Annotated in this window: 20 protein-coding genes and 1 rRNA gene; all 21 read right to left on the reverse strand. The window is 72.7% G+C overall.

The features are described from left to right. Positions 1 to 293: 293 nt before the first annotated feature. A complete protein-coding gene (gene der, locus ABD998_RS17545; RefSeq protein WP_345442279.1) occupies positions 294 to 1,820 on the reverse strand; it encodes a ribosome biogenesis GTPase Der in 1,527 nt (508 codons plus the stop codon). Next, entirely contained in the window at positions 1,810 to 2,493 is a 684-nt protein-coding gene (gene cmk, locus ABD998_RS17550) for a (d)CMP kinase (RefSeq protein WP_345442282.1), read from the reverse strand. The genes der and cmk overlap by 11 nt, the downstream gene beginning before the upstream one ends. Then, positions 2,486 to 3,583 carry a prephenate dehydrogenase gene (locus tag ABD998_RS17555; protein WP_345442332.1) on the reverse strand — a complete coding sequence of 366 codons (1,098 nt, stop codon included), beginning with the start codon at positions 3,581 to 3,583 and terminating at the stop codon, positions 2,486 to 2,488. The genes cmk and ABD998_RS17555 overlap by 8 nt, the downstream gene beginning before the upstream one ends. Before the next feature lie 50 nt (positions 3,584 to 3,633). Further along, positions 3,634 to 4,431, reverse strand: coding sequence for a pseudouridine synthase (locus ABD998_RS17560; protein WP_345442285.1), 798 nt, complete (start codon positions 4,429 to 4,431; stop codon positions 3,634 to 3,636). Beyond that, on the reverse strand, positions 4,428 to 5,024 hold the full coding sequence (gene scpB, locus ABD998_RS17565) for an SMC-Scp complex subunit ScpB (RefSeq protein ID WP_345442287.1): 597 nt from the start codon (positions 5,022 to 5,024) through the stop codon (positions 4,428 to 4,430). Before scpB ends, ABD998_RS17560 begins: the two co-directional genes overlap by 4 nt. Beyond that, positions 5,014 to 5,838, reverse strand: a complete 825-nt coding sequence (locus ABD998_RS17570; RefSeq protein ID WP_345442290.1) for a segregation and condensation protein A — start codon at positions 5,836 to 5,838, stop codon at positions 5,014 to 5,016. Before ABD998_RS17570 ends, scpB begins: the two co-directional genes overlap by 11 nt. Next, positions 5,822 to 6,724: a ParA family protein gene (locus tag ABD998_RS17575; protein ID WP_425563005.1), complete on the reverse strand. Its 903-nt coding sequence runs from the start codon at positions 6,722 to 6,724 to the stop codon at positions 5,822 to 5,824. The genes ABD998_RS17570 and ABD998_RS17575 overlap by 17 nt, the downstream gene beginning before the upstream one ends. A gap of 76 nt (positions 6,725 to 6,800) precedes the next feature. Beyond that, positions 6,801 to 8,165 (reverse strand): ABC transporter permease, encoded by a 1,365-nt coding sequence (locus tag ABD998_RS17580; protein ID WP_345442296.1) that lies wholly within the window; start codon positions 8,163 to 8,165, stop codon positions 6,801 to 6,803. After that, complete coding sequence (locus tag ABD998_RS17585; RefSeq protein ID WP_345442299.1) at positions 8,162 to 8,839, reverse strand: ABC transporter ATP-binding protein; 678 nt, start codon at positions 8,837 to 8,839, stop codon at positions 8,162 to 8,164. Before ABD998_RS17585 ends, ABD998_RS17580 begins: the two co-directional genes overlap by 4 nt. Beyond that, complete coding sequence (locus ABD998_RS17590) at positions 8,836 to 10,449, reverse strand: efflux RND transporter periplasmic adaptor subunit (RefSeq protein ID WP_345442302.1); 1,614 nt, start codon at positions 10,447 to 10,449, stop codon at positions 8,836 to 8,838. Before ABD998_RS17590 ends, ABD998_RS17585 begins: the two co-directional genes overlap by 4 nt. Before the next feature lie 2 nt (positions 10,450 to 10,451). Continuing rightward, positions 10,452 to 11,525 (reverse strand): hypothetical protein, encoded by a 1,074-nt coding sequence (locus ABD998_RS17595; protein ID WP_345442305.1) that lies wholly within the window; start codon positions 11,523 to 11,525, stop codon positions 10,452 to 10,454. A gap of 178 nt (positions 11,526 to 11,703) precedes the next feature. After that, the gene (xerD, locus tag ABD998_RS17600) at positions 11,704 to 12,606 is read right to left on the reverse strand and encodes a site-specific tyrosine recombinase XerD (protein WP_345442308.1); all 903 of its coding nucleotides are present in this window, start codon (positions 12,604 to 12,606) and stop codon (positions 11,704 to 11,706) included. Positions 12,607 to 12,612: 6 nt separating this feature from the next. Further along, positions 12,613 to 13,188, reverse strand: coding sequence for an NUDIX hydrolase (locus tag ABD998_RS17605; RefSeq protein ID WP_345442311.1), 576 nt, complete (start codon positions 13,186 to 13,188; stop codon positions 12,613 to 12,615). 4 nt (positions 13,189 to 13,192) lie between these two features. Further along, positions 13,193 to 14,881, reverse strand: a complete 1,689-nt coding sequence (locus ABD998_RS17610; protein ID WP_345442335.1) for a CTP synthase — start codon at positions 14,879 to 14,881, stop codon at positions 13,193 to 13,195. A 181-nt stretch (positions 14,882 to 15,062) separates the two neighbouring features. Further along, positions 15,063 to 16,754: a DNA repair protein RecN gene (gene recN, locus ABD998_RS17615; protein ID WP_345442314.1), complete on the reverse strand. Its 1,692-nt coding sequence runs from the start codon at positions 16,752 to 16,754 to the stop codon at positions 15,063 to 15,065. After that, positions 16,751 to 17,761 (reverse strand): NAD kinase, encoded by a 1,011-nt coding sequence (locus ABD998_RS17620; RefSeq protein ID WP_345442317.1) that lies wholly within the window; start codon positions 17,759 to 17,761, stop codon positions 16,751 to 16,753. The genes recN and ABD998_RS17620 overlap by 4 nt, the downstream gene beginning before the upstream one ends. After that, positions 17,758 to 18,558 carry a TlyA family RNA methyltransferase gene (locus ABD998_RS17625; protein ID WP_345442320.1) on the reverse strand — a complete coding sequence of 267 codons (801 nt, stop codon included), beginning with the start codon at positions 18,556 to 18,558 and terminating at the stop codon, positions 17,758 to 17,760. The genes ABD998_RS17620 and ABD998_RS17625 overlap by 4 nt, the downstream gene beginning before the upstream one ends. Beyond that, positions 18,555 to 18,704 carry a hypothetical protein gene (locus ABD998_RS17630; protein WP_345442323.1) on the reverse strand — a complete coding sequence of 50 codons (150 nt, stop codon included), beginning with the start codon at positions 18,702 to 18,704 and terminating at the stop codon, positions 18,555 to 18,557. Before ABD998_RS17630 ends, ABD998_RS17625 begins: the two co-directional genes overlap by 4 nt. Before the next feature lie 48 nt (positions 18,705 to 18,752). Continuing rightward, complete coding sequence (locus ABD998_RS17635) at positions 18,753 to 19,778, reverse strand: HAD-IIA family hydrolase (RefSeq protein ID WP_345442326.1); 1,026 nt, start codon at positions 19,776 to 19,778, stop codon at positions 18,753 to 18,755. Between the two features lie 4 nt (positions 19,779 to 19,782). Continuing rightward, on the reverse strand, positions 19,783 to 21,228 hold the full coding sequence (locus ABD998_RS17640; RefSeq protein WP_345442329.1) for a hypothetical protein: 1,446 nt from the start codon (positions 21,226 to 21,228) through the stop codon (positions 19,783 to 19,785). A 1,182-nt stretch (positions 21,229 to 22,410) separates the two neighbouring features. Continuing rightward, a 5S ribosomal RNA gene (gene rrf / locus ABD998_RS17645) occupies positions 22,411 to 22,527 on the reverse strand. Positions 22,528 to 22,535 lie beyond the last annotated feature (8 nt).

Consider the following 22,535-nt stretch of genomic DNA (forward strand, 5'->3'; position numbering starts at 1 on the left):
CGGTCAGGCGAGCAACAACGACACGGCAGCGAAGCCGGGCCGCGATTCGGACCGGCGGGGCCGGTGACATCCGCTGCGGCAGACACGCGCACACCAGCCCCAGCCATCCGAAAGGCGGCACGCGGCTATCGCCCAAACCCGGGCCGCGATTCGGACCGGCGGGGCCGGTGACACCTGCCGTGGCCGACACGCGCACACCAGCCCCAGCCGTCCGAAAGGCGGCACGCGCCGGCACCCGACCCGCGGCACACGGGAACGGCCGCCGCCCACACGGGGCGACGGCCGACGCAGCTCTACTTCCGCTGGCGCTTCTCGCGCACGCGCATGTTGATGACGATGGGCGTGCCCTCGAAGCCGTAGAGCTCGCGCAGGCGCCGCTGCACGAACCGGCGGTAGCCCTGGTCGAGGAATCCCGTCGTGAACAGCACGAAGGTCGGCGGGCGCGTGCCCGCCTGCGTGCCGAACAGGATGCGCGGCTGCTTGCCTCCCCGCAGCGGGTGCGGGTGCTCGGCGACGAGCTCGGTGATGAACGCGTTGAACTTGCCCGTCGGGATGCGCGTGTCCCACGAGTCGAGCGCCTGCTCGAGCGCGGGCACGAGCTTGTCGAGCCGGCGCCCCGTCTTCGCCGAGATGTTGACGCGCGGCGCCCAGGCGACGTGCGCGAGGTCCTGCTCGATCTCGCGCTCGAGGTAGCGGCGGCGCTCGGCGTTGACCATCTCGGGGCTGTCGAGCAGATCCCACTTGTTGAACGCGAGCACGAGCGCGCGCCCCGACTCGAGCACGAGGTCGATGATGCGCACGTCCTGCTCGCTGATCGGCTGCGTCACGTCGATCACGACGACGGCCACCTCCGCCTTCTCGAGCGCCGCCGAGGTGCGCAGCGACGCATAGAAGTCGGCGCCCTGCGCCATGTGCACGCGACGGCGGATGCCGGCCGTGTCGACGAGGCGCCACAGCTTGCCGCCGAGCTCGACGACCTCGTCCACGGGGTCGCGCGTCGTCCCGGCGAGGTCGTTGACGACCACGCGCTCCTCGCCCGCCGCCTTGTTCAGCAGCGACGACTTGCCGACGTTCGGCCGCCCGAGGATGGCCACGCGACGCGGGCCGCCGATCTCGTGCTTCGCGACCGCCGACACGTCGGGCGTCTTCTCGAGCACGGCGTCGAGCAGGTCGGCCACGCCGCGGCCGTGGATGGCCGAGACGGGGTGCGGCTCGCCGAGGCCGAGGTTCCAGAGAGCCGCGGCCTCCGGCTCGTGCCGCGCGTCGTCGACCTTGTTCGCCACGAGGAACACGGGCTTCGAGGTCTTGCGCAGCAGCCGCACGACGTGCTCGTCGGTCGACGTCGCGCCCACCGACGCGTCGACGACGAAGAGGATGACGTCGGCCAGCTCGATCGCGACCTCCGACTGCAGCGCGACCGAGCGGTCGATGCCCTTCGCGTCGGGCTCCCATCCGCCCGTGTCGACGAGCGAGAACCGGCGTCCGAGCCACTCCGCCTTGTACGTCACGCGGTCGCGCGTGACGCCGGGGGTGTCCTCGACGACCGCCTCGCGGCGCCCCAGGATGCGGTTCACGAGCGCGGACTTGCCCACGTTCGGGCGCCCCACGATCGCGATGACGGGCAGCGCCGGCAGGTACTCCACGCCGTCCTCGCCCGACGCGAGGCCCGCCAGCAGGTCGGCGTCCTCCTCGTCGAGCTCGTAGTCGGCGAGGCTCGCGCGCAGCGACTCGGCGCGGCGCTCGATGAGCTCCTCGTCGAGCTCGGCCAGTCGTTCGACGAGGCGGTCGGGCGACCCCTCGTACTCGTTCTCAGCGGCCATCCCGGCCTCCTGTCCTCTCGTCGATCACCGCGAGCACGGCGGCGACGCTCTGTTCGAAATCCAAGTCGGTCGTGTCGACGACGTCCACCCCAGGAGCTGCGTCGAGGAAGTTCACGACCTCGCTGTCCGACGCGTCGCGCCGGCGCATCGCGTCGGCCACGGCGGCCGTGTCGGCGTCGCCGAGCTCGGCGGCCCGGCGCGCGGCCCGCACGTCGGGGTGCGCCGTCAGCAGGATGCGCACGGGCGCATCCGGGGCGACGACGGTCGTGATGTCGCGCCCCTCCACGACGACGCCCGGCAGCCCGGAGTCGGCGACGAGCGCGCGGAAGAGCGTGTTGACCTTCTCGCGCACGGGCAGCACGCGCGCCACGCCGCTCACGGCGGCCGACGTCTCGGGCGTGCGGATGGCCTCGGTCACGTCGACACCGCCCACCCGCACCGTGCGCACGTCGGGATCGAGCGACACCTCCGGCGCGAACGTCTCGGACGCGGCGATCACCGCCGCCTCGTCGTCCGTCGACGCGCCGGAGTCGACGACGTGCCACGCGAGCGCGCGGTACACCGACCCCGTGTCGAGGTACCCGTAGCCGAGCCGGCGCGCGCTCTCCTTTGAGACGCTCGACTTGCCGGCACCCGCGGGGCCGTCGATGCCGATGAAGAAGGGCTCAGTCACTCGTGCTCGCAATCCGCCAGCCGCGGGACTCCAGGCCCTCCACGGCGCTCGTGAGGACGGCCGGGTCGAGCGACAGCTCGACGAGGCCGATGGGCGCGCCGGGCGAGTGCTCGAGGCGCACCTCCTCGATGTTGATGTCCATGTCGCCGACGTCGGCGAACAGCTGCGCGAGCTGGCCGGGGCGGTCGTCGATCATGACGACGGCCGTCTCGAACCGGCGGCGCTGGCCGTGCTTGCCGGGCAGGCGCTCCACGCCCGTGTTACCCCGCCGGATGGCCTCGGCCACGGCCCTGCGCGCGCCCGGCGCGTCGGGGTGCCGCAGCGCGTCGGCCGCCTCCCGCAGATCGGCGGCGAGCGCGTCGAGCACCTCGACGACGGGCGACGCGTTGGCGCCGAGGATCTGCACCCACAGCTCCGGTGCGGAGTGCGCGATGCGCGTCGTATCGCGCACGCCCTGGCCGGCGAGCGACAGCGACAGCTCCGGGGCGTCGGCGAACCGCGCGGCGAGCAGCGACGCGACGACCTGCGGGACGTGCGAGACGAGCGCGACGGAGCGGTCGTGCTCCTCCGGCGTCATCTCGATCGGCACGGCGCCGAGGTCGAGGGCGAGGTCCTCGACGAGCGCGAGGTCGGCGACGGGCGTCTCGCCGTCGCGGCACACGACCCAGGGCCGGCCCGTGAAGATGTCGGCGCGCGCCGAGATGGCGCCGCCCCGCTCGCGTCCCGCCATGGGGTGCGAGCCGATGTAGTGCGTGAGGTCGAGCCCGCGGGCGCGCAGCTCGCGCAGCGGCTCGAGTTTCACCGACGCGACGTCGGTGACGACGGCACGCGGGAACCGCGCCAGCTCGTCGGCGACGACATCCGCCACGACGTCGGGCGGGACGCACACGACGACGATCGCCGGGTCGTCGCCCTCGGCGGCTGCGCGCCCGGCGCCGTAGTCGACGGCGAGCCGCAGCTGCGCGGGCGACGCGTCGGCGAGCGCGACGTCGACGCCCAGCTGCGTGAGGGCGTGGCCGATGCTCGCGCCCAGGAGGCCCGAGCCGACGACGCGCACCGTGCCGACGACGCGCGCGGCACGGCCGGGCACGGTCGACGACGAGGCGTCGGGCACGACGCCGCTCGGCACGCGTGTATCGCTCACGAGGTCTCCTGGTCCTCCGAAGGCGGAAGCTCGACGCCGCCCTCCGGCGGAGCATCCGTTCCCCGGCGCGACAGCGTCAGCAGCGCGCCGAGTTCCACCTTAGTCAGTTCGCGCGCGCGCCCGGCAGGGAGCGTTCCCAGGTGCAGTGGGCCGAACTGCCGGCGCACGAGCTCGACGACGGGATGGCCGACGGCCGCCATCATGCGGCGGACGATGCGGTTGCGCCCCGAGTGGAGCGTCAGCTCGACGAGGCTCGACCCCGACGAGGCGTCGAGCAGGCGCGCTTTGTCGGCCGCGATGGGGCCGTCGTCGAGCTCGATCCCGCGCGTGAGCTTCGCGATCGTCGCGGGCGACACGCGCCCGTCGACCTTCGCGATGTACACCTTCGTGACGCCGAAGCTCGGATGGGCGAGCACGTGCGCGAGCTCGCCGTCGTTCGTGAGCACGAGCAGCCCGCTCGTCTCGGCGTCGAGCCGGCCCACGTTGTAGAGGCGCTCCGGCCACTCCTTCGTGAAGCGGCGCAGGTCGGGGCGGCCGTGCTCGTCCTTCATCGTGCTCACGACGCCCGTGGGCTTGTTGAGCACGACGTAGCGCTTCGTCGTGTCGAGCTGCACGGCCGTGCCGTCGACGTCGACGAGGTCGCGCCCGGGGTCGATGCGCGCGCCGAGCTCCGACACGACCACGCCGTTGACGCGCACGCGCCCCTCGACGATGTACTGCTCCGACACGCGCCGCGAGGCCACCCCCGCGTTCGCGAGCACCTTCTGCAGGCGCACGCCCTCTTGCTCCGTCATGCCGTCATCTCCTCGAATCCGTCGGCGCCGTCGTCGAGCAGCGGCGAGATCGGCGGCAGCTCGTCGAGCGAGTTGATGCCGAGCTGCTGCAGCAGCATGTCGGTGGTGCCGTAGTTGATCGCCCCCGTCTCCGGGTCGGCGTAGAGCTCCGTGATGAGGCCGCGCGCCACGAGCGTGCGCACGACCGAGTCGACGTTGACGGCGCGGATCGACGCGACCTGCGAGCGCGTCACGGGCTGCTTGTAGGCGATGACCGCGAGCGTCTCGAGCGCGGCCTGCGAGAGCCGGGCCGGCGCCTGCGCGCCGACGTAGTCGGCGACGAGGCCGTCGAACCGCTCGCGCACGTACAGCCGCCATCCGCCGCCCACCTCGCGCAGCTCGAAGCCGCGCTGCGGCCCGCCCGCCGCGCCGTCGTAGTCGGAGACGAGCGTCTCGAGCGCCTGCCGCACGGCGGGCACGGGGGCGCCCACCGCCGTCGCGAGGCTCACGAGGCTCTGCGGCTCGTCGGCGACGACGAGGATGGCCTCCAGCCGCTGGGCGACGGGCGCCTCGTCGGGCACGGTCTCATCGGTCGGAGTCGGGTCATCGGTCATAGTCGGCCCCCAGGGTCGCCAGCATGTCGTCGGACCATCGCTCGGCCGTCCACCGCAGCGTGAGCTCGCCGAGCGGCTCGAGCTGCTCGAAGCTGAGCGCGGCATGGCGGTACAGCTCGAGGACGGAGAGGAAGCGCGCCACCACGACCCCCGCGAGCTCGACCCCGGCGACGAGCTCGCGGAAGCTCATCGTGCCGCGGGAGCGCAGCTGGGCGACGACGACCGCCGCCTGCTCGCGGATGGACACGAGCGGCGCGTGCAAGTGGTCGAGCCCGACCTGCGGGAGGGTCTTCGGCGCGAAGGCGAGCAGGGCGAGCGCCCCGAACTCGTCGGCCGACAGCGTCCAGACGAGCTCGGGCGTCCGCGCGCGGTGCTTCTCCTCGAGCGGCACGGAGCGGGTGTGCCGCCGGTCCTCCGCCTGCAGCCGGGAGCGGAACCAGTCCGACACCTCCTTGAACGCGCGGTACTGCAGCAGCCGCGCGAACAGCAGATCCCGCGCCTCGAGCAGCGCCACCGACTCGGCGTCGACGAGCTCGCCCTGCGGGAGCAGGCCCGCCACCTTCATGTCGAGCAGGGTGGCCGCCACGACGAGGAACTCGCTGGCCTGGTCGAGCTCCTCGTCCGGCCCGAGGTCGCGCAGGTACGCGATGAACTCGTCGGTCACCCTGCTGAGCGCGATCTCGGTGATGTCGAGCTCGTGCTTCGAGATGAGCGTCAGCAGCAGGTCGAAGGGCCCGTCGAAGTTCGCGAGCGAGACGCGGAAGCCCGCGTCCGGAGCTTCCGCCGGTTCCGCCGCCTCAGGCGACGGCGCCACGGGAGACCAGCTCCCGCGCGAGCCGCAGGTACGCCTGCGCTGCGGGATGCTCGGGGGCGAACTCCGTGATGGGCACGCCCGACACGGAGGCGTCGGGGAACTTCACGGTGCGGCCGATGACGGTCTCGAGCACCTTGTCGCCGAACGCCTCCACGATGCGGTCGAGCACCTCGCGCGAGTGCAGCGTGCGCGAGTCGTACATGGTCGCGAGCAGGCCGTCGAGCTCGATCGAGGGGTTGAGGCGGTCGCGCACCTTGTCGATCGTCTCGATGAGCAGCGCGACGCCGCGGAGCGCGAAGAACTCGCACTCGAGCGGGATGAGCACGCCGTGCGCCGCCGTGAGCGCGTTGACGGTGAGGATGCCGAGCGAGGGCTGGCAGTCGACGAGGATGACGTCGTACTCGTTCGCGACGCCGCGCAGCACGCGCGCGAGGATCATCTCGCGGGCCACCTCGTTGACGAGGTGCACCTCGGCGGCCGAGAGGTCGATGTTCGCCGGGATGATGTCGAGGCCGTCGACCGCCGTGTGGACGATCGCCTCGTGCGCGTCGCGCTTGGGCTCGAGCAGGAGGTCGTAGATCGTCGTGACGTCGTGCGTCTGCACGCCGAGGCCCGCCGACAGCGCGCCCTGCGGGTCGAAGTCGACGGCGAGCACCTTGCGCCCGTACTCGGCGAGCGATGCGGCGAGGTTGATGGTCGTCGTCGTCTTGCCGACGCCGCCCTTCTGGTTGCACAGGGCGATGATGCGCGCCGGACCGTGGCTGTCGAGCTTCGGCGGCGTCGGGAACCCCTGGTAGGGACGACCCGTGGGCCCGATCGGGACGGCGTCCTGCTGGGTCTTGCGCGTCACCGAAACTCCTGCCTTCGCGATGCCGAACGTGTTCATGCGGTTCGACCGAGTCTAGTCGCCGACGCCCCCGGCCGCCCGCGCGACGGGCCAGGCGGCCGGAAGTCGTCGGCGGCTACGCGCCGCGGAGCGCGTTGACGGGCTCGATGCGCGCGGCGCGCCGTGCCGGGTACCAGCCCGACACCCAGCCGACGACGGCGCCGAGCACGACGCCCGCGCACGCGACGACGGGATCGACCACGGCCGTCCACTGCTGGAGCGCCGCCACCGCGACGACCGCGAGCACGCCGGCGGCCGCGCCGATGAGACCGCCGAGCAGCCCGATGACGATCGACTCGACCGTGAACTGGGCGGCGATCTGCCGCCGCGTCGCGCCGAGCGCGCGCCGCAGGCCGATCTCGCCCACGCGCTCCATGACGGACAGCAGCGTGACGTTCGCGATGCCGAGGCCGCCCGCGAGCAGCGACACTGCGCCGACGATGACGAACACGAGGTTGACGTCGGACTGCACGGCGTCGCCCAGGTCGGACCCGGCCGCCGGCGCGCGCACCTCGATGTTCTCGGGGGCGTCGGGCGAGAGCGCGAGCGGGGCCTGCTCGGCGAGCTGCGGCCCCGCGCCCACGGCGATGCGGATGACGGCCTCCGCAGGGACGCGCAGGCCGAAGTCGGCGCGCGCGGCGCCATCCGGGATGAGCACGGCGTCGCGCAGCTCGCCCCGCGTCTGCGTCTCCCCCACGATGCCCACGACGGCGTACGCGAGGCCGTCGATGAAGATCGACGGCTGCGACTCCACGCGCGCGATGCCGAGGCGCTCCGCGGCGCGCGAGCCGAGCACGGCCACGCGGTCTCCGCGGGCGTCGTGGCCCTCGTCGAACATGCGCCCCGCGGTGAGCTCGCCGCCCACGACGTCGAGGATGCCCGACGACGCCGCGAGGAGCGGCGGCGAGGCGACGGCGGGCGCCGACGGATCGTTGAGGGGCACCGCCGTGATGGCGGCCTCGCCGAGCGCCACCTCCGAGAGCAGCGCGGCGTCCTCCGCGCCCGCGAGCAGCTCGAGCCGCTCCGGCGCGTCCCACGGGAGCGTCCCGAGGGCGCCCGTGCGGCCATCCTGCCCCGTGCTCGTCTCGGCCGGCGTGATCGTGACCTGCGTCGCCGCGACGGCGTCGAACTGGCTCGCGATCTGCGCGGCGGCCGTCTGCGCGAAGCCCCACGTCGCGACGAGCGACCCGATGCCGAGCACCGTGCCGAGGATCGTCATGATGAGGCGGCCTGGCCGCGAGCCGATGTCGGTGGTCGCCTCCGCGAAGAGGTCGCTGGCCGTGAAGCGGTCGCGACGCGCGACGGGGCGCAGGAGCTCCGCCGCCCCCGCCGTCGCCTCCGGCGCTGCCTTCCTCCGGCGCCGCCATCGGCGCCGCCGCTTCCGCGGGGCCTCGGCGCCTTCGTCGGCCGGGGCGTCGAGCGCGAGCGTGTCGGTCGTCATGCGACCTCGCTCAGCCGGCCGTCGGAGATCCGGATGGTCCGCCGCGCCCGCTCGGCCACGCCCTGATCGTGCGTGATGACGACGAGCGTGAGCCCGTCGGCGTTGAGCTCCTCGAAGAGCGCCATCACCTCCGACGACGTGCGCTGGTCGAGGCTGCCCGTCGGCTCGTCGGCGAGCAGCAGCCTCGGCCCGCTCACGACGGCGCGGGCGACGGCGACCCGCTGCCGTTCGCCGCCCGACAGCGTCCCGGGGAGGAACGCCATCCGGTGCCCGAGCCCGACGCGCTCGAGCGCCTCCTTCGCGCGCGACTCGCGCTCGGCGCGCGGCACGCCGCTGTAAAGCATGGGCATGAGCACGTTGTCGAGCACGGTGCGGCGCGGCATGAGGTGGAACGCCTGGAAGACGAATCCGATGAACTGCGCCCTGACGGCCGCGCGCTCGTCCTCTGTGAGGTCGCCCGTGAGCGCTCCCGAGATGCGGTACTCCCCCACGGTCGGCCGGTCGAGGAGCCCGAGGATGTTGAGCATGGTCGACTTGCCCGATCCGCTCGGGCCGACGATCGACACGTACTCGCCGTCCTCCAGCACGAGCGACACGCCCTTGAGCGCCTGCACCTCGGGCGGGCCGGGGAACGACCGCGTGACATCGCGCAGCTCGACGACGGGCGCGGTCACGAGCCGACCACCACGAGGTCGCCCTCGGCGAGGTCGCCCGAGGTGGGCGTGACCTCGACGTAGCCGCCCGCGGCGAGCCCGGTCTCGACCGTGACGAGCACGGTCTCGGCGTTCTCGCCGTCGCGCGGATCGCCCGTGACGACCTCGACGCGCGATTCGCCGCCTGGCCCCGCCGTGAGCGCCGCGTAGGGCACCGAGAGCACCTCGCCCTCGGTCGCGCCGACCGGCACGGTGATGCGCACGTTGGTGCCCTGCACCTGCGCCATCTGCTCGGGCGTGAGCGGATCGGGCTCGAACGAGATCGTCGTGCGCCCGCCGTCCTCCGCGGCCTCGAGCGACGCGATGACGGCACGGTGCTCGCCGCCGTCGGGCAGCTCGAACGTCGCCTCCGCACCGACCTCGAGCAGGGCGACGTCGGCCTCGGCCGCCGTGCCCGTGAGCTCGACGGTCGCGCCCGACACCGTCATGGCCGCGCCTTCGAGCGTCGTGCCGCGCGACACGGCCACGGAGTCGACGCGCCGCGGCAGCTCCTGCAGGTACAGCACCTCGCTCGAGGGCAGGTAGGGCAGGGCGGCCTCGCGCGCGGCGGCGAGGGTCTCGTTGGCGGTCTCGACGCCGGCCACGGCGCTGTCGACGGCGGCCTGCTCGGCGCTCGTGTCGCGCGGGGCGTCGAGCGCCTGCCGCTGCAGCTGGGCGACGGCGAGCTGGTCGTACAGGTCGGCGGTGTCCTCGCCGGCCGCGTCGGCCGCCGCGATCTGCCGCTGGATGCTCGCCACCTGGTTGTCGGCCTCGCGCACCTCGATCTCCGACGGTCCCTGGCCCGCGGCCGTCAGCGCCGCGCGCGCGTCGATGACGGCCTGCTCGGCCATCCGCACGCCGTCCTCGGCCGCGACGACCGACTCCGTGACGCCCTCCTCCGCCGCGGGGGCGGGGTACCCCGCCTGGTTGTACAGCTCGCCCACGGCGAGCGCCGTCGCCTCGTCGAAGACGTCGGACTCGACGTCTCCCACGCCGATGCCCGCGGCGGCGAGCGCCTGCTTGAGCTGCAGCACGTCGGGCCCCGAGACGCCGACCCGCAGCGTCCGGTAGGCGGGCAGGTCGCCCGGCAGCACGATGACGGGCCGGCCTGCCACCTCGAGCGCGATCGACAGCCGGTCGAGCTCCGCCCCGACCTCGGGAACCTGGCCCGTGACGATCGCCGCGCCCTCGAACGACGACGTGTCGAGCTTCAGCTCGACGGCGTCGGTGTAGCCGACGTCGCCGCGCAGCGTGACGTCGTTGCTCAGCTCGCCGAACTCCACCGGCACGGTGACGAGCCCCGGCTCCGGTGCGCCGGCTCCCGCTGCCGCGTCGAGCGGCGAGATGACGAAGCGCCCGAGCACGAGGCCTCCCGCGAGCGCGACGACGGCGACCGCGGCCGTGATCCACAGGCCGCGGTTGCGGCCGAGCGCCCTGCGCCATCCGCCTCGGCGTTCGGAGGCGGCGGGGACGTCGTCCTCCTCCTCCTCGATGAGCGCCTCGACGACGCCCCCTGCGGGGACGAGCCCGTTCTCTCGGTCCTGCTCGTCCCCGCTGTCCTGTGCGGCCCCGCGTGCGTCCTGCTCCGCCACCCTCAGCTCGCCTGCTCGGCCGCGGCCTTGTACGCCTCGAGGTCGGCCTTGTTGTCCGCGATGAACTGCTCCTCCAGCTCGAACTGGATCTCGAGCGCGCGGTCGCGGTAGTCGGTCGCCTCACGGCAGTCGAGGTCGGCGAGGGCGAGCGGGATCTCGTCCTCCGCGGCCTGCTTCCACTCGTCGGTCTGCGAGGGGTCGGTCGACTGCGACATCGCCTCGAGCTCCTCCTCCGTGGCGGTCTCCCAGTCGATCTCCTCCATGGCCGCGTTCTGGTCCTCCCAGAAGGCGTTCTGCTGCTCGTACAGCTCCTCAGTGGGCTGGGTCTGCTTGGTGTACTGCGCGTAGTCGGCGTCGGCCATGCACGCGGCCCACTCGGCGTCGAGCTCGACCATCGCGTCCGACTCCTGCGTCGTCGTGTAGAGCTCGTTCATCGCATCCATGAGCGGCTGGAACTGCTCGTACAGGTCCTCCCACTGATCGCTGCCGTACACCTCGTTCGACGCCGTGTTGTAGCAGCCCTGGTCGGCGGTCTCGTAGAACGCGTCCCAGTCGAACTCGGGGTCCATCGACTCCTCCTCGGAGGGCGACTCGCCGTAGAGCACCTCGTAGAAGGCCGTCTGCTCCGACTCCGAGAGCGTCGCGACGTAGTCGGCGTTGGGATCGACGTACTCCTCGCCCTGCTCCGACATCTCGGCGTTCTGCTCGGCGTAGGGGTCGTTGAAGATGCCGTACCCGTACTGCTCGACCCATTCGCGCGACTCCGGGTCCCAGACTCCGTCGTCCTCGCTGTAGACGACGCCGCCGTTGTCGAGGTTGGGGATGTACTCGAAGCCCTGCTCCTGCATGCAGGCCGCGGTCTTCTCCTCGATCTCCCGGTTCTGCTCGTCGGCCTGCGCCTGCTGCTCCTCGACGGAGAGGTCGCCGCCGTAGCCCGCGTTCGTGTACTCGTAGAGCGGCGAGTCCTCCCAGTCGAGCTCGTTGGCGCCGCCGCCGCCCGTCGTGGAGCAGGCGGTGAGCCCGAGGGCGAGGGCGGACGCGGAGGCCGCGAGGAGGAGGGGGCGTGTGGTGCGCATCGTGTCCCTGTCTGGATGGCGCGCGGGGCGCGCGGAGCTGTGTCCTGCCATGCTGTCGGGTCCCGGATGGTCCGCGCATCCATCGCGAGGATGATGTCGTCGGAGGAGCCCTCATCAGGGTTGTGTCGTCGGGCGGCCCGTTCCTGACACCGCCGGGTGCTTCGTTATCCAGCCGTGATCAGCGGGCGCGCGGATGGCTCGTCAGGTACACGTCGCGGAGCGTGTCGACCGTGACGTGCGTGTAGATCTGCGTCGTCGCGACGGAGGCGTGGCCGAGCAGCTCCTGCACCACCCGCACGTCCGCGCCGCCCTGCAGCAGGTGCGTCGCGAACGAGTGCCGCAGGGTGTGCGGCGAGACATGCGCCTCCAGCTGCGCGCGCTCGGCGGCCGCCTGGATGACGAGCCATGCGCTCTGCCGGGAGAGCGGCGCCCCGCGCGCGCCGAGGAACAGCCGGGCGGACGCCCTGCCGCGCTCCGCGAGGGAGGGGCGAACGCGCACGAGGTACGCCTCGACGGCCGCTCGGGCGTACGACCCGACCGGCACGACGCGCTCCTTGCCGCCCTTGCCGCGAAGGCGCACGACCTCGCCGGCTGCGAGGTCGTCGACGTCGAGCGAGATCGCCTCCGACACCCGGGCCCCCGTCGCGTACAGCAGCTCCAGCAGGGCCCGGTCGCGGATCCCGAGCGGCTCGTCCGAGGGCGGAGCCGACAGCAGGCGCTCCACCTGGTCGATCGCGAGGGCCTTGGGGAGCCGCTGCGCCTGCTTCGGGGGCCGCAGACGTCGCGACGGGTCGTCTGCGGCGATCCCCTCCCGCGCGAGGAAGCGGTGCAGACCGCGGACGGACGACTGCATCCGCGCGAGCGACGACGCGGCAGGAGCCGGGTAGTCCGACGCGCGGGCAGCGGCGAACGCGGCGACCGTCGCCGCGTCGACGTCGTCGGAGTCGACCACGCCCTGCTCCGCGAGCCAGCCGGCGTATCCCGCGAGATCGCGTCGGTAGGCGGCCACGGTGTGATCCGAGAGGCCCCGCTCGATCGAGATGTGGCGCAGGTACGCGTCGACGGCGCGCTCGATGCGCATCCCGGGCTACCCGGCGCGCAGCCGCGCGTCGGCGAGGAGGAGGGCCATCCCCGTCGTGGCGTTGCGGAAGCGGCCGGCCACGACCGCATCGACGGCGTCGGCGAACGGCACCCACTCGACGCGGATGTCGGCCTCCTCCCCGTCGCGGGCGAACGCCTCGGCGGTGCGGGCGAGGTCACGCGCGAGGAAGAGCCGGATGAGCTCGGAGCTCGACCCCGGCGAGAGGTGGACGGCGCCCAGGTCGTCCCACTGCGCCGCGCGGATGTCGGCTTCCTCGGCGAGCTCGCGGCGCGCCGCGTCGACGGGGTCCTCGCCCGCGACGTCGAGCAGGCCGGCCGGGATCTCCCAGTCGCGCTCCCCGATCGGATGGCGGTACTGCTGGATGAGCAGGACCCGTCCCTCGTCGTCGAGGGCGACGACGGCGACGGCACCCGGGTGCGCGATGAACTGGCGTGTCAGCTCGCCGTCGCCGTACGCGAACCGCTCCGAGACGACGTCCCAGATGGCGCCCTCGTAGACGCGCCCGCGCGCGACGACCTCCGCCGTGAACGGCTCGTCGTGCAGGTCGTCGCGCACGGCCATCCGCTCAGGCGTTCTCGACGTCGAACAGCTCGCTCGACCGGCTGCGCTCGACGGCCGCGCCGACGAGCCCGCGGAAGAGGGGGTGCGGATCGGTCGGGCGCGAGCGCAGCTCGGGGTGCGCCTGCGTCGCGATGTAGTACGGGTGGACGTCGCGCGGCAGCTCCACGAACTCGACGAGGTCGAGATCGGGGTTGATGCCGGAGAAGAGGAGGCCCGCCTCGGCGAGCTGCGCACGGTAGGCGTTGTTCACCTCGTAGCGGTGGCGGTGGCGCTCCTGCACCTCGGAGGCGCCGTACACCTCCGCCGCGATCGATCCCTCCGCGAGCCGAGCGGGGTAGAGGCCCAGGCGCATCGTGCCTCCGAGGTCGCCGCTCTCGAGGATGTCGACCTGCTCGGCCATCGTCGCGATGACGGGCGCGGACGTCTCCGGGTCGAACTCGCTCGACGAGGCGTCGGCGATGCCGGCGACATCGCGTGCGTACTCGATCACCATGCACTGCAGGCCGAGGCACAGGCCGAGCGTCGGGATGCCCTGCTCGCGGGCGAACTTCAGCGCGCCGAGCTTGCCCTCGATGCCGCGGATGCCGAAGCCCCCGGGCACGCAGATGCCGTCGAGCGACGCCAGCTGCTCCTTCGCGCCCTCGGGCGTCTCGCACGTGTCGGAGGGGATCCAGCGGATGGTGACCTTCGTCTCCTGCGCGAACCCGCCCGCCTTGAGCGCCTCGGTCACCGAGAGGTAGGCATCCGGCAGGTCGATGTACTTGCCGACGAGGCCGATCGTCACCTCGTGCTTGGGGTTGTGCACGGCGTGGAGCACACGCCCCCAGCGGGTCCAGTCGACCTCGCCGACCTTGTCCTCGAGACCCAGACGGCGCGTGATGTACGCGTCGAGGCCCTGGTCGTTGAGCGTGGAGGGGATGTCGTAGATGCTCGGCAGGTCGACCGTGTTGACGACGCCCTCGACGTCGACGTCGCACATGAGCGCGATCTTGTTGCGGTTGCCCTCGCTCACGGGGCGGTCGCTGCGCAGCACGAGCGCGTCGGGCTGGATGCCGACCTGACGGAGCGCGGCGACGGAGTGCTGCGTGGGCTTCGTCTTCTGCTCGCCGGATGCGCCCATGAACGGCACGAGCGAGACGTGGACGAAGAAGACGTTGTCGCGGCCGAGCTCGTGGCGCAGCTGCCGGGCGGCCTCGAGGAAGGGCTGCGACTCGATGTCGCCGACCGTGCCGCCGACCTCCGTGATGATGACGTCGGGGCGCGGGTCGTCCTCGGCCTGCAGGCGCATGCGGCGCTTGATCTCGTCGGTGATGTGCGGGATGACCTGCACGGTGTCGCCGAGGTACTCGCCGCGGCGCTCGCGCGCGATCACCTGCGAGTAGATCTGGCCGGTCGTGACGTTGGCGGCCTGCGACAGGTTGATGTCGAGGAAGCGCTCGTAGTGGCCGATGTCGAGGTCGGTCTCCGCGCCGTCGTCCGTGACGAACACCTCGCCGTGCTGGAACGGGTTCATCGTGCCCGGGTCGACGTTGAGGTAGGGGTCGAGCTTCTGCATGACGACGTGCAGTCCGCGTGCCGTGAGCAGGTTGCCGAGGCTGGCGGCGGTGAGCCCCTTGCCGAGCGAGGAGACGACACCGCCCGTCACGAAGATGTGCTTGGTGGTGTCGTCGCGCCGTGCCGGAGAAGTCTGCATCACGGGCTTCAATCCTAACAGTCGTGGTGCCGGTGGAGGGGTGCCGCGTGCAGGGTGCTCCCAGCGGCGGGTGCATGGGCCCGACCGGCCGGCGTGCCGGTCGCGGAGGTCTTCGGGCTATCGTGCCACGGCGCGCCGTCGAGTCGCGAGGGCGGGATGGCCGACGGTCGCGGCTGGTCGGTCACGCGACCGGACGGGCGAGGTCGAGGAGCTCCCTGGCGTGCGTGAGCGCGGCGTCGGAGTCGGCGAGGCCGGAGAGCAGGCGCGCCATCTCGGCCTCGCGCTCGGCGCCGTCGAGGCGCTGCACGCTCGAGCGCGTGACCGACCCGTCGTTGCCCTTGACGACGCTGAGGTGGTTGCCCGCGAAGGCCGCGACCTGGGCGAGGTGGGTGACGGCGATGACCTGGGATGTCCGGGCGAGCTGAGCCAGACGGCGGCCGACCTCGATCGCCGCGGCGCCGCCGATGCCGGCGTCGACCTCGTCGAAGACGAAGGTCGGCACCGGGTCGGTCGCGGCGATGACGACCTCGATGGCGAGCATGACGCGGCTGAGCTCGCCGCCCGATGCGCCCTTGGCGACGGAGCGCGGCTCGGCCCCGGGGTGCGGGGCGAGGAGGAAGGCGACGTCGTCGCGCCCAGCCGCCGACTCCGCGCCATCCGACACCGCGACGACCAGCCGCGCATCGGGCATCGCGAGCGCATGCAGCTCCTCGGTGACCGCCGCCCCCAGGCGCTCGGCGGCCTGCGAGCGCGCGGCAGTGAGCGCGGCCGCGGTCTCGTCGAGCGTGCCGCGGAGGGCGTCGCGCTGCGCGGCGAGGCGCTCGATGCGGTCGCCGTCGTCGTCGAGCTCGGCGAGGCGGGCCGATCCCGATGCGAGGAGATCGATCGCGGCGTCGAGCGTGCCGTGGGCGCGGACGAGGGAGCCCAGCTCCGCACGCCGCTCCTCGACGGCCGCGAGCTCCGCGGGGCCCGACTCGTCGAGGTCGGCGAGATAGCCCGAGAGCTCGACGGCGAGGTCGGCGACACGGTAGCCGAGGTCGGCGAGCTGCTCCCCGACGGCCGAGAGCGCGGCGTCTCCCGCGCGCTCGACGGAACGGCGCGCCTCGCTGAGGAGCGTCGAGACGTCGGCGGCACCCTCCTCGCTCGAGAGCGCCTCCCTGGCCAGAGCGGCCGCGGCGCGCAGCTCCTCCGCGTTCGCCAGACGCTCGGCGCGCCCGGCGAGCTGCACGTCCTCCCCCGGCTCCGGCGCGATCCGCTCGATCTCCGCGAGGCTCGCACGCAGTGCCTCCGCCTCTGCCGCACGTGCGGCGCCGGCGGTCTGCAGCTCGTCGAGCTCGCGCGCCACGAGGCGGTGCTCCTCCCACGCGGAACGGTAGGCGGCGAGCGCCTCCCGCACGGGGGCGCCCGCGAAGCGGTCGAGGGCGTCGCGCTGCGCGGCCGCCGACTTCAGCCGCAGCTGGTCGGTCTGGCCGTGCACGACGACGAGGGCGTCCGCCAGGTCGGCGAGCACGCCGGCGGGCGCCGAGCGGCCGCCCACGCTCGCGCGGCTGCGGCCCTCGGCCGCGAGCGTCCGCGAGAGGTACAGCTCGGCGCTGCCGTCGCCGATGGGCTCGAGGTCTCCCCCGGCGTCTCGCACGCGGTCGGCGACGGCGCCGTCCTCCGGCACGATCCAGACCCCCTCCACGGCGGCCTGCCCGGCGCCGGCGCGGACCACGCCGGAGTCGGCGCGCTGGCCCAGCAGGAGTCCGAGCCCCGTCACGACCATGGTCTTGCCGGCGCCCGTCTCGCCCGTGATGGCGGTGAACCCGGGGCCCATCGGCAGCGTGGCCTCCGCGATGACGCCGAGGTCCCGCAGGCGCATCTCCTCGATCACGCGTGTCCTTCCAGGGTGTGCAGGGTCTCCGAGGTCGGCGGGGCACCCAAGTTCGGCGCGGCCCCCAGGGTCGGCAGGGCGATGGCGGCGGTCGGCGTCGTCTCGCTCGGCCCGCGCCATCCCTCCGTCGGCAGCTTGAACTTGCGCACGAGGCGGTCGGTGAACGCCGCGGGATGCAGACGTGCGAGACGCACCGGCTTCGACGAGCGGCGCACGACGACGCGGGCGCCCGCCGGCAGCGGATGCGAGCGGCGGCCGTCGCACCACAGCACGGCAGATCCTGCGGAGTCGGCCTTCAGCTCGACGGCGACGGCGTGCTCGGGGCCCACGACGAGCGGCTTCGAGAAGAGGGTGTGCGCCGACAGCGGGGCGACGGCGATGGCCTGGACGGTCGGCCAGATGACGGGGCCCCCGGCCGAGAAGTTGTAGGCGGTCGACCCCGTCGGCGTCGCGACGACGACCCCGTCGGCGCCGTAGGCCGTGAGGGGCCGGCGATCGACCTCGATGACGACCTCGACCATCCGCTCGCGCTGGTCCTTCTCGATGGCGGCCTCGTTGAGCGCCCAGGTCTCGTACACGACGCGATCGGCGGCGTCCTTGACGACGACGGAGAGCGCGAGGCGCTCCTCGACGGCGTAGTCGCCCAGGATGGCGCGGCGCACGGCCTCGTCCATGTCGTCGCGCTCGATCTCGGCGAGGAACCCGACGTGGCCCATGTTGATGCCGAGCACGGGCGCCGTGCCGTCGCGCACGAGCTCCGCGGCACGGAGGATCGTCCCGTCGCCGCCGAGGACGATGGCGATCTCGATGTCGGCGAGCGGGACGTCGTCGTGCAGCACGGCGACGTCGGCGAGGGCGGGGGCGATGGCGGAGAGCTCGGCACGGTCGTCGCGCGCGAGCACGGGGGTCGCCCCGCCCTTGCGGATGGCCTCGACGACGCGGACGGCGGCGCGGACGGTGTCGTCGCGGTACGCGTGGGCGACGATCAGGATCCTGCGGTCGGTCATCGTCCTCCTGCCTCGTGGGCGATCGTGTCCGTCCATTCTGTCGGATGCCCGCCCCGGCCCGGCGAGATGTGGACGAGCAGCTCGATGTTGCCGTGCGCGCCCGCGATGGGCGAGCGCCGCACGCCGAGGGTGCCGAGCCCGTGCTGCCAGGCGGCGTCGAGGACCGCGCGCGTCGCGGAGACCCGGAGGGACGGGTCGACGACGACGCCACCCCGGATGCCGGTGCGGCCGACCTCGAACTGGGGCTTGACGAGGAGCACGATGTCGGCGTCGGGCGCCGCGACCGCCGCGACGGCGGGGAGGACGAGCGCGAGCGAGATGAACGAGAGGTCGCCCGTCACGACCGAGGGGAGGGCGTCCACTCCGCTCTCGCGCGCGAGGGAGGCGCGGTCCATGTGCCGGACGTTGTATCCCTCGACGGCGTGCACACCGCCATCCGCCCGGATGAGCGGGGAGAGCTGGTCGTGGCCCACGTCGACGGCGATGACGGGGACGGCCCCGCGCTCGCGCAGCACCTGCGTGAACCCGCCCGTCGAGGCGCCCATGTCGAGCGCGGCGCGGCCGGAGACGTCGACGCGGAACGCGTCGAGCGCGGCGACGAGCTTGTGGGCGCCGCGGCTGACGTATCCGTCGGCGCCGTGCACCTCGACGAGCGCGTCGTCGTCGACCCGCAGCGACGCCTTGGCGACGGGGAGGCCGTCGACGGTCACGAGGCCGTCGGCGATGAGCACCGCGGCGTGCGAGCGAGAGCGTGCGAGACCGCGATCGGCGAGCGCCTGGTCGAGGCGGAGCGTCATCGGCCGGCGTCGCGCGGCGCGGACTCGAGGCGCGCGGCGAGCTCGTCGTGCAGCGCGGCGAAGGCGTCGGCACGCGTCTCAAGCGGCTGCTCCTCGATCACGCGCACGCGGCTCACGAGCTCGGCGTCCCCGTCTGCGTGCGTCATCCGTTCAGACTAACGCGGCTCCTCGCGCGGGGCGGGGAGCCGCGCACGTCAGAAGCGGTCCTCGTAGAGGCGTTCGGGAACGCGGAAGCCGAAGATCTGCCGGCCCGTGTCCCAGATGGCGCGCGCCGCGGCGCGGAGCAGGTCGATGTCGCTGTCGCCCTCGCGCACGATGTGGATGTCGGCGCCGTCGATCCGCACGCCCGCCTCGCGCACCCAGACGGTGTCGCCCTTCACCCGGGTCTCGGGATAGGGCTCGAAGAGCTCGCGCAGGTCCGAGAGGATGTAGGTCGGCCGCGAGTGCGCAGGCGCCGCGAGGATGTGCTTCGGCCGGTCGATGCCCGTCAGCACGACGGCGGAGTCGATGCCGGCCGCCTGCGCGCCCATGATGTCGGTGTCGAGGCGGTCGCCGAGGAACAGCGGCTTGCGCGCCTCGAAGCGTGCGACGGCGGCATGGAAGATCGGCGCCTCCGGCTTGCCCGCGACCGTCGCGAGGCGTCCGACCGCGGTGTGCACGGCCGAGACGAGCGTCCCGTTGCCCGGCGCGATGCCACGGGCCTGCGGGATGGTCCAGTCGGTGTTGGTCGCGATCCAGGGGATCCCGCCCTCGTCCTCTGGGAGGGCCAGCGCGTACGCGGCCTCCGCGAGCTGAGCCCATCCCACCTCGGGTGCGAAGCCCTGCACGACGGCGGCGGGGGCGTCGTCGGCGCTGCGCGTGACGACGAAGCCCGCCTTCTCGACCTCGACGACGAGCCCCTCGCCGCCCACGACGAGCACGGTCGAGCCGGCCGGGATCCTGTCCGCGAGCAGCCGCATGGCCGCCTGCGGGCTCGTGACGATGTCGGTCGCCGCGGTCGGGATGCCGAGATCGCTCAGGTGCGCGGCGACGGACGCATCGGTGCGCGAGGCGTTGTTCGTGATGAACCCGAGGCGGCGGCCCTCGGCCGTCGCCCGGTTGAGGCTCTCGACCGCGTGCGGGATGGCCCCCGGCCCCGCGTACACGACGCCGTCGAGGTCGGCCAGGAGCACGTCGACCCCGTCGAGGGGCGTCGCGGACTTCTTGGAGAACAGCGCCATCGGGTTACTTCGCCTCGTCGGGGTCGTCGATGCCCGCCTCGATGAGGATCTGGGTGACCTCGTCCTCGATCGTCGGCTCGGCCGCGGGAGCGTCCTTCGCGGGGGCGGCCTTCTTCGCACGGGTGCGCTTGGGCTTCTCCTCCACGGCCGGGGTGTCCGCGGCAGGCTCGGCGGGGGCATCCTCGACGGGGGCGGCTTTCTTCGCGCGGGCGCGCTTCGGCTTCTCCTCCACGGCCGGGGCCTCGTCGGCGGGCTCGGCGGCAGAGGCGTCGGCCGGAGCGGCCTTCTTCGCACGCGAGCGCTTCGGCTTCTCCTCGGCGGGGGCCTCATCGGCGGGCTCGGCGGGAGCGTCCTCGACAGGGGCAGCCTTCTTCGCACGCGAGCGCTTCGGCTTCTCCTCGACCGAAGCCTCCTGGACCTTGGCGTCCTCGACCGGGGCCTCCTCGACCACGGAGGCCTTCTTCGCACGCGAGCGCTTCGGCTTCTCCTCCACGACCAGAACGTCCTCGGCAGGCTCGGCGGGAGCATCCTCGACAGGGGCAGCCTTCTTCGCACGCGAGCGCTTCGGCTTCTCCTCCACGACCAGAACGTCCTCGGCAGGCTCGGCGGGAGCATCCTCGACGACGACGGCGGCGGTCACCTCCTCTTCCGTCTGTGCGGCCGCAGTCTCGTCGACGACCTCGGCGAGACCGTCCTCGTCCGACGAGTCTGCGGTTCCGTCCTGATCGAGCGGGTCGGGCTCATCCGACTCGGCGGGGTCGAGGTCGAGCTCCTCGATCTCGTCGACGAACATGAAGTCGTCGGCGTCAGGCACGTCGTTGAGGCCGAGTGCGTCTTCGGCGATCTCGGCGCGACGGCGCCACTGCGCGGCTTCCTCCTCGCGCCCGAGGTCCTCGAGCACGTTGGCGCGCGCAGCGAACAGCCCCGGGCTCCAGGAGAACGCACGATCCGGGTCCAGCTCGGGGATGTCGAGCTCGCTCAGCGCGAGTTCGGTCTGATCGAGGTCGAGGCGCGCACCCGACATCGCGATCGCGAGCTCGACGCGGGTCGCGACATCGAGGGTCATCCGATCCACGGCGTGGCCCTCTTCGAGAGCCTTCTCCGGCCTGCCGACGCCGCGCTCGCTGTCGACGATCAACGCGATGTTGTCCTCGCGCCCGGTGATGCGGCGGTGCGTGCGCAGCTCGCGAAGCGCGAGCGAGAAGTCCCCGATGGCATACGCCGTCACGGCGAGCGTCTCCCGCGCGACACCGATCCGTCCCGCGTGGCGGACGGCGGCCTGTGCGTGCTCATGCGCCCGTTCGGGGTCCGTCTCGATGAACCGAGCGGCTGCTGCGAGGTGCAGGGCGACACGGTCGGCGTTCTCCTTGCTGAGGGTCTTCAGCTCGTTGCGCGCGGCCGACGCGAGGTCGCGCGCGTCGATGTCCTCGGGAAGCTCGGGATCACGCACACGGTCGGTCTGAGGCGGACGGGAGTTGCGGTCGTCGCGCGGCGGACGGGAGTCGCCGTCGTACGGACGACGGGGCCCCGAGAAGCCGTCGCGGCTCTGCGGGCGCCGATCCGGGCGACTGTCACGGTCGTACGGCCGGCGCTCCCCCGAACCGCCATCACGGTTGAAGGGACGACGCTCACCGGACTGGCCGTCACGGTTGTACGGACGGCGCTCGCCTGAACCGCCGTCACGGTTGTACGAGCGACGCTCACCCGACTGGCCGTCACGGCTGTACGGGCGACGCTCACCCGACTGGCCGTCACGGCTGTACGGGCGACGCTCACCCGACTGGCCGTCACGGTTGTACGAGCGACGCTCCCCCGACTGACCGTCACGGTTGTACGAGCGACGCTCACCCGAACCGCCGTCACGGTTGTACGGCCGACGCTCCCCCGGCTGGCCATCGCGGTCATAGGGGCGACGCTCACCCGACTGACCGTCACGGCTGTAGGAGCGACGCTCCCCCGACTGACCGTCACGGTTATAGGGACGACGCTCGCCCGAACCGCCGTCACGGTTGTACGGGCGACGCTCACCCGAACCGCCGTCACGGTTGTACGGTCGACGCTCACCCGACTGGCCATCGCGGCTATACGGGCGACGCTCCCCAGACTGGCCATCGCGGTTATAGGGACGACGCTCCCCAGACTGACCGTCACGGTTATAGGGACGACGCTCCCCAGACTGACCGTCACGGTTATAGGGACGACGCTCCCCAGACTGACCGTCACGGTTATAGGGACGACGCTCCCCAGACTGACCGTCACGGTTATAGGGACGGCGCTCCCCAGACTGACCGTCACGGTTATAGGGACGACGCTCCCCAGACTGACCGTCACGGTTGTACGGGCGACGCTCACCCGAACCGCCGTCACGGTTGTACGGGCGACGCTCACCGTCACGGTCATAGGAGCGACGCTCCCCCGACTGACCATCGCGGTTGTACGGGCGACGGTCACCATCACGAGAGAAGGACCGGCGGTCGCCGGAATTCTCGCTGTAGCGAGGCTTCCCGTCGCGGGGAGGGCGGCCTTCGCGGTCGCCGCGGTCGCTGTCGTTCGGCATGTCCACTCCTCGATGATGCCCGGTGAAAGCACGAAAGGGCCATCCGTCGTCGGATGGCCCTTTCGGTTACGTGAAGTCCGGCGGTGTCCTACTCTCCCACAAGGTCCCCCTTGCAGTACCATCGGCGCTGAGAGGCTTAGCTTCCGGGTTCGGAATGTGACCGGGCGTTTCCCTCTCGCTATGACCGCCGAAACATCTTT

Source organism: Microbacterium gilvum (assembly GCF_039543865.1).
GTDB lineage: Bacteria > Actinomycetota > Actinomycetes > Actinomycetales > Microbacteriaceae > Microbacterium > Microbacterium gilvum.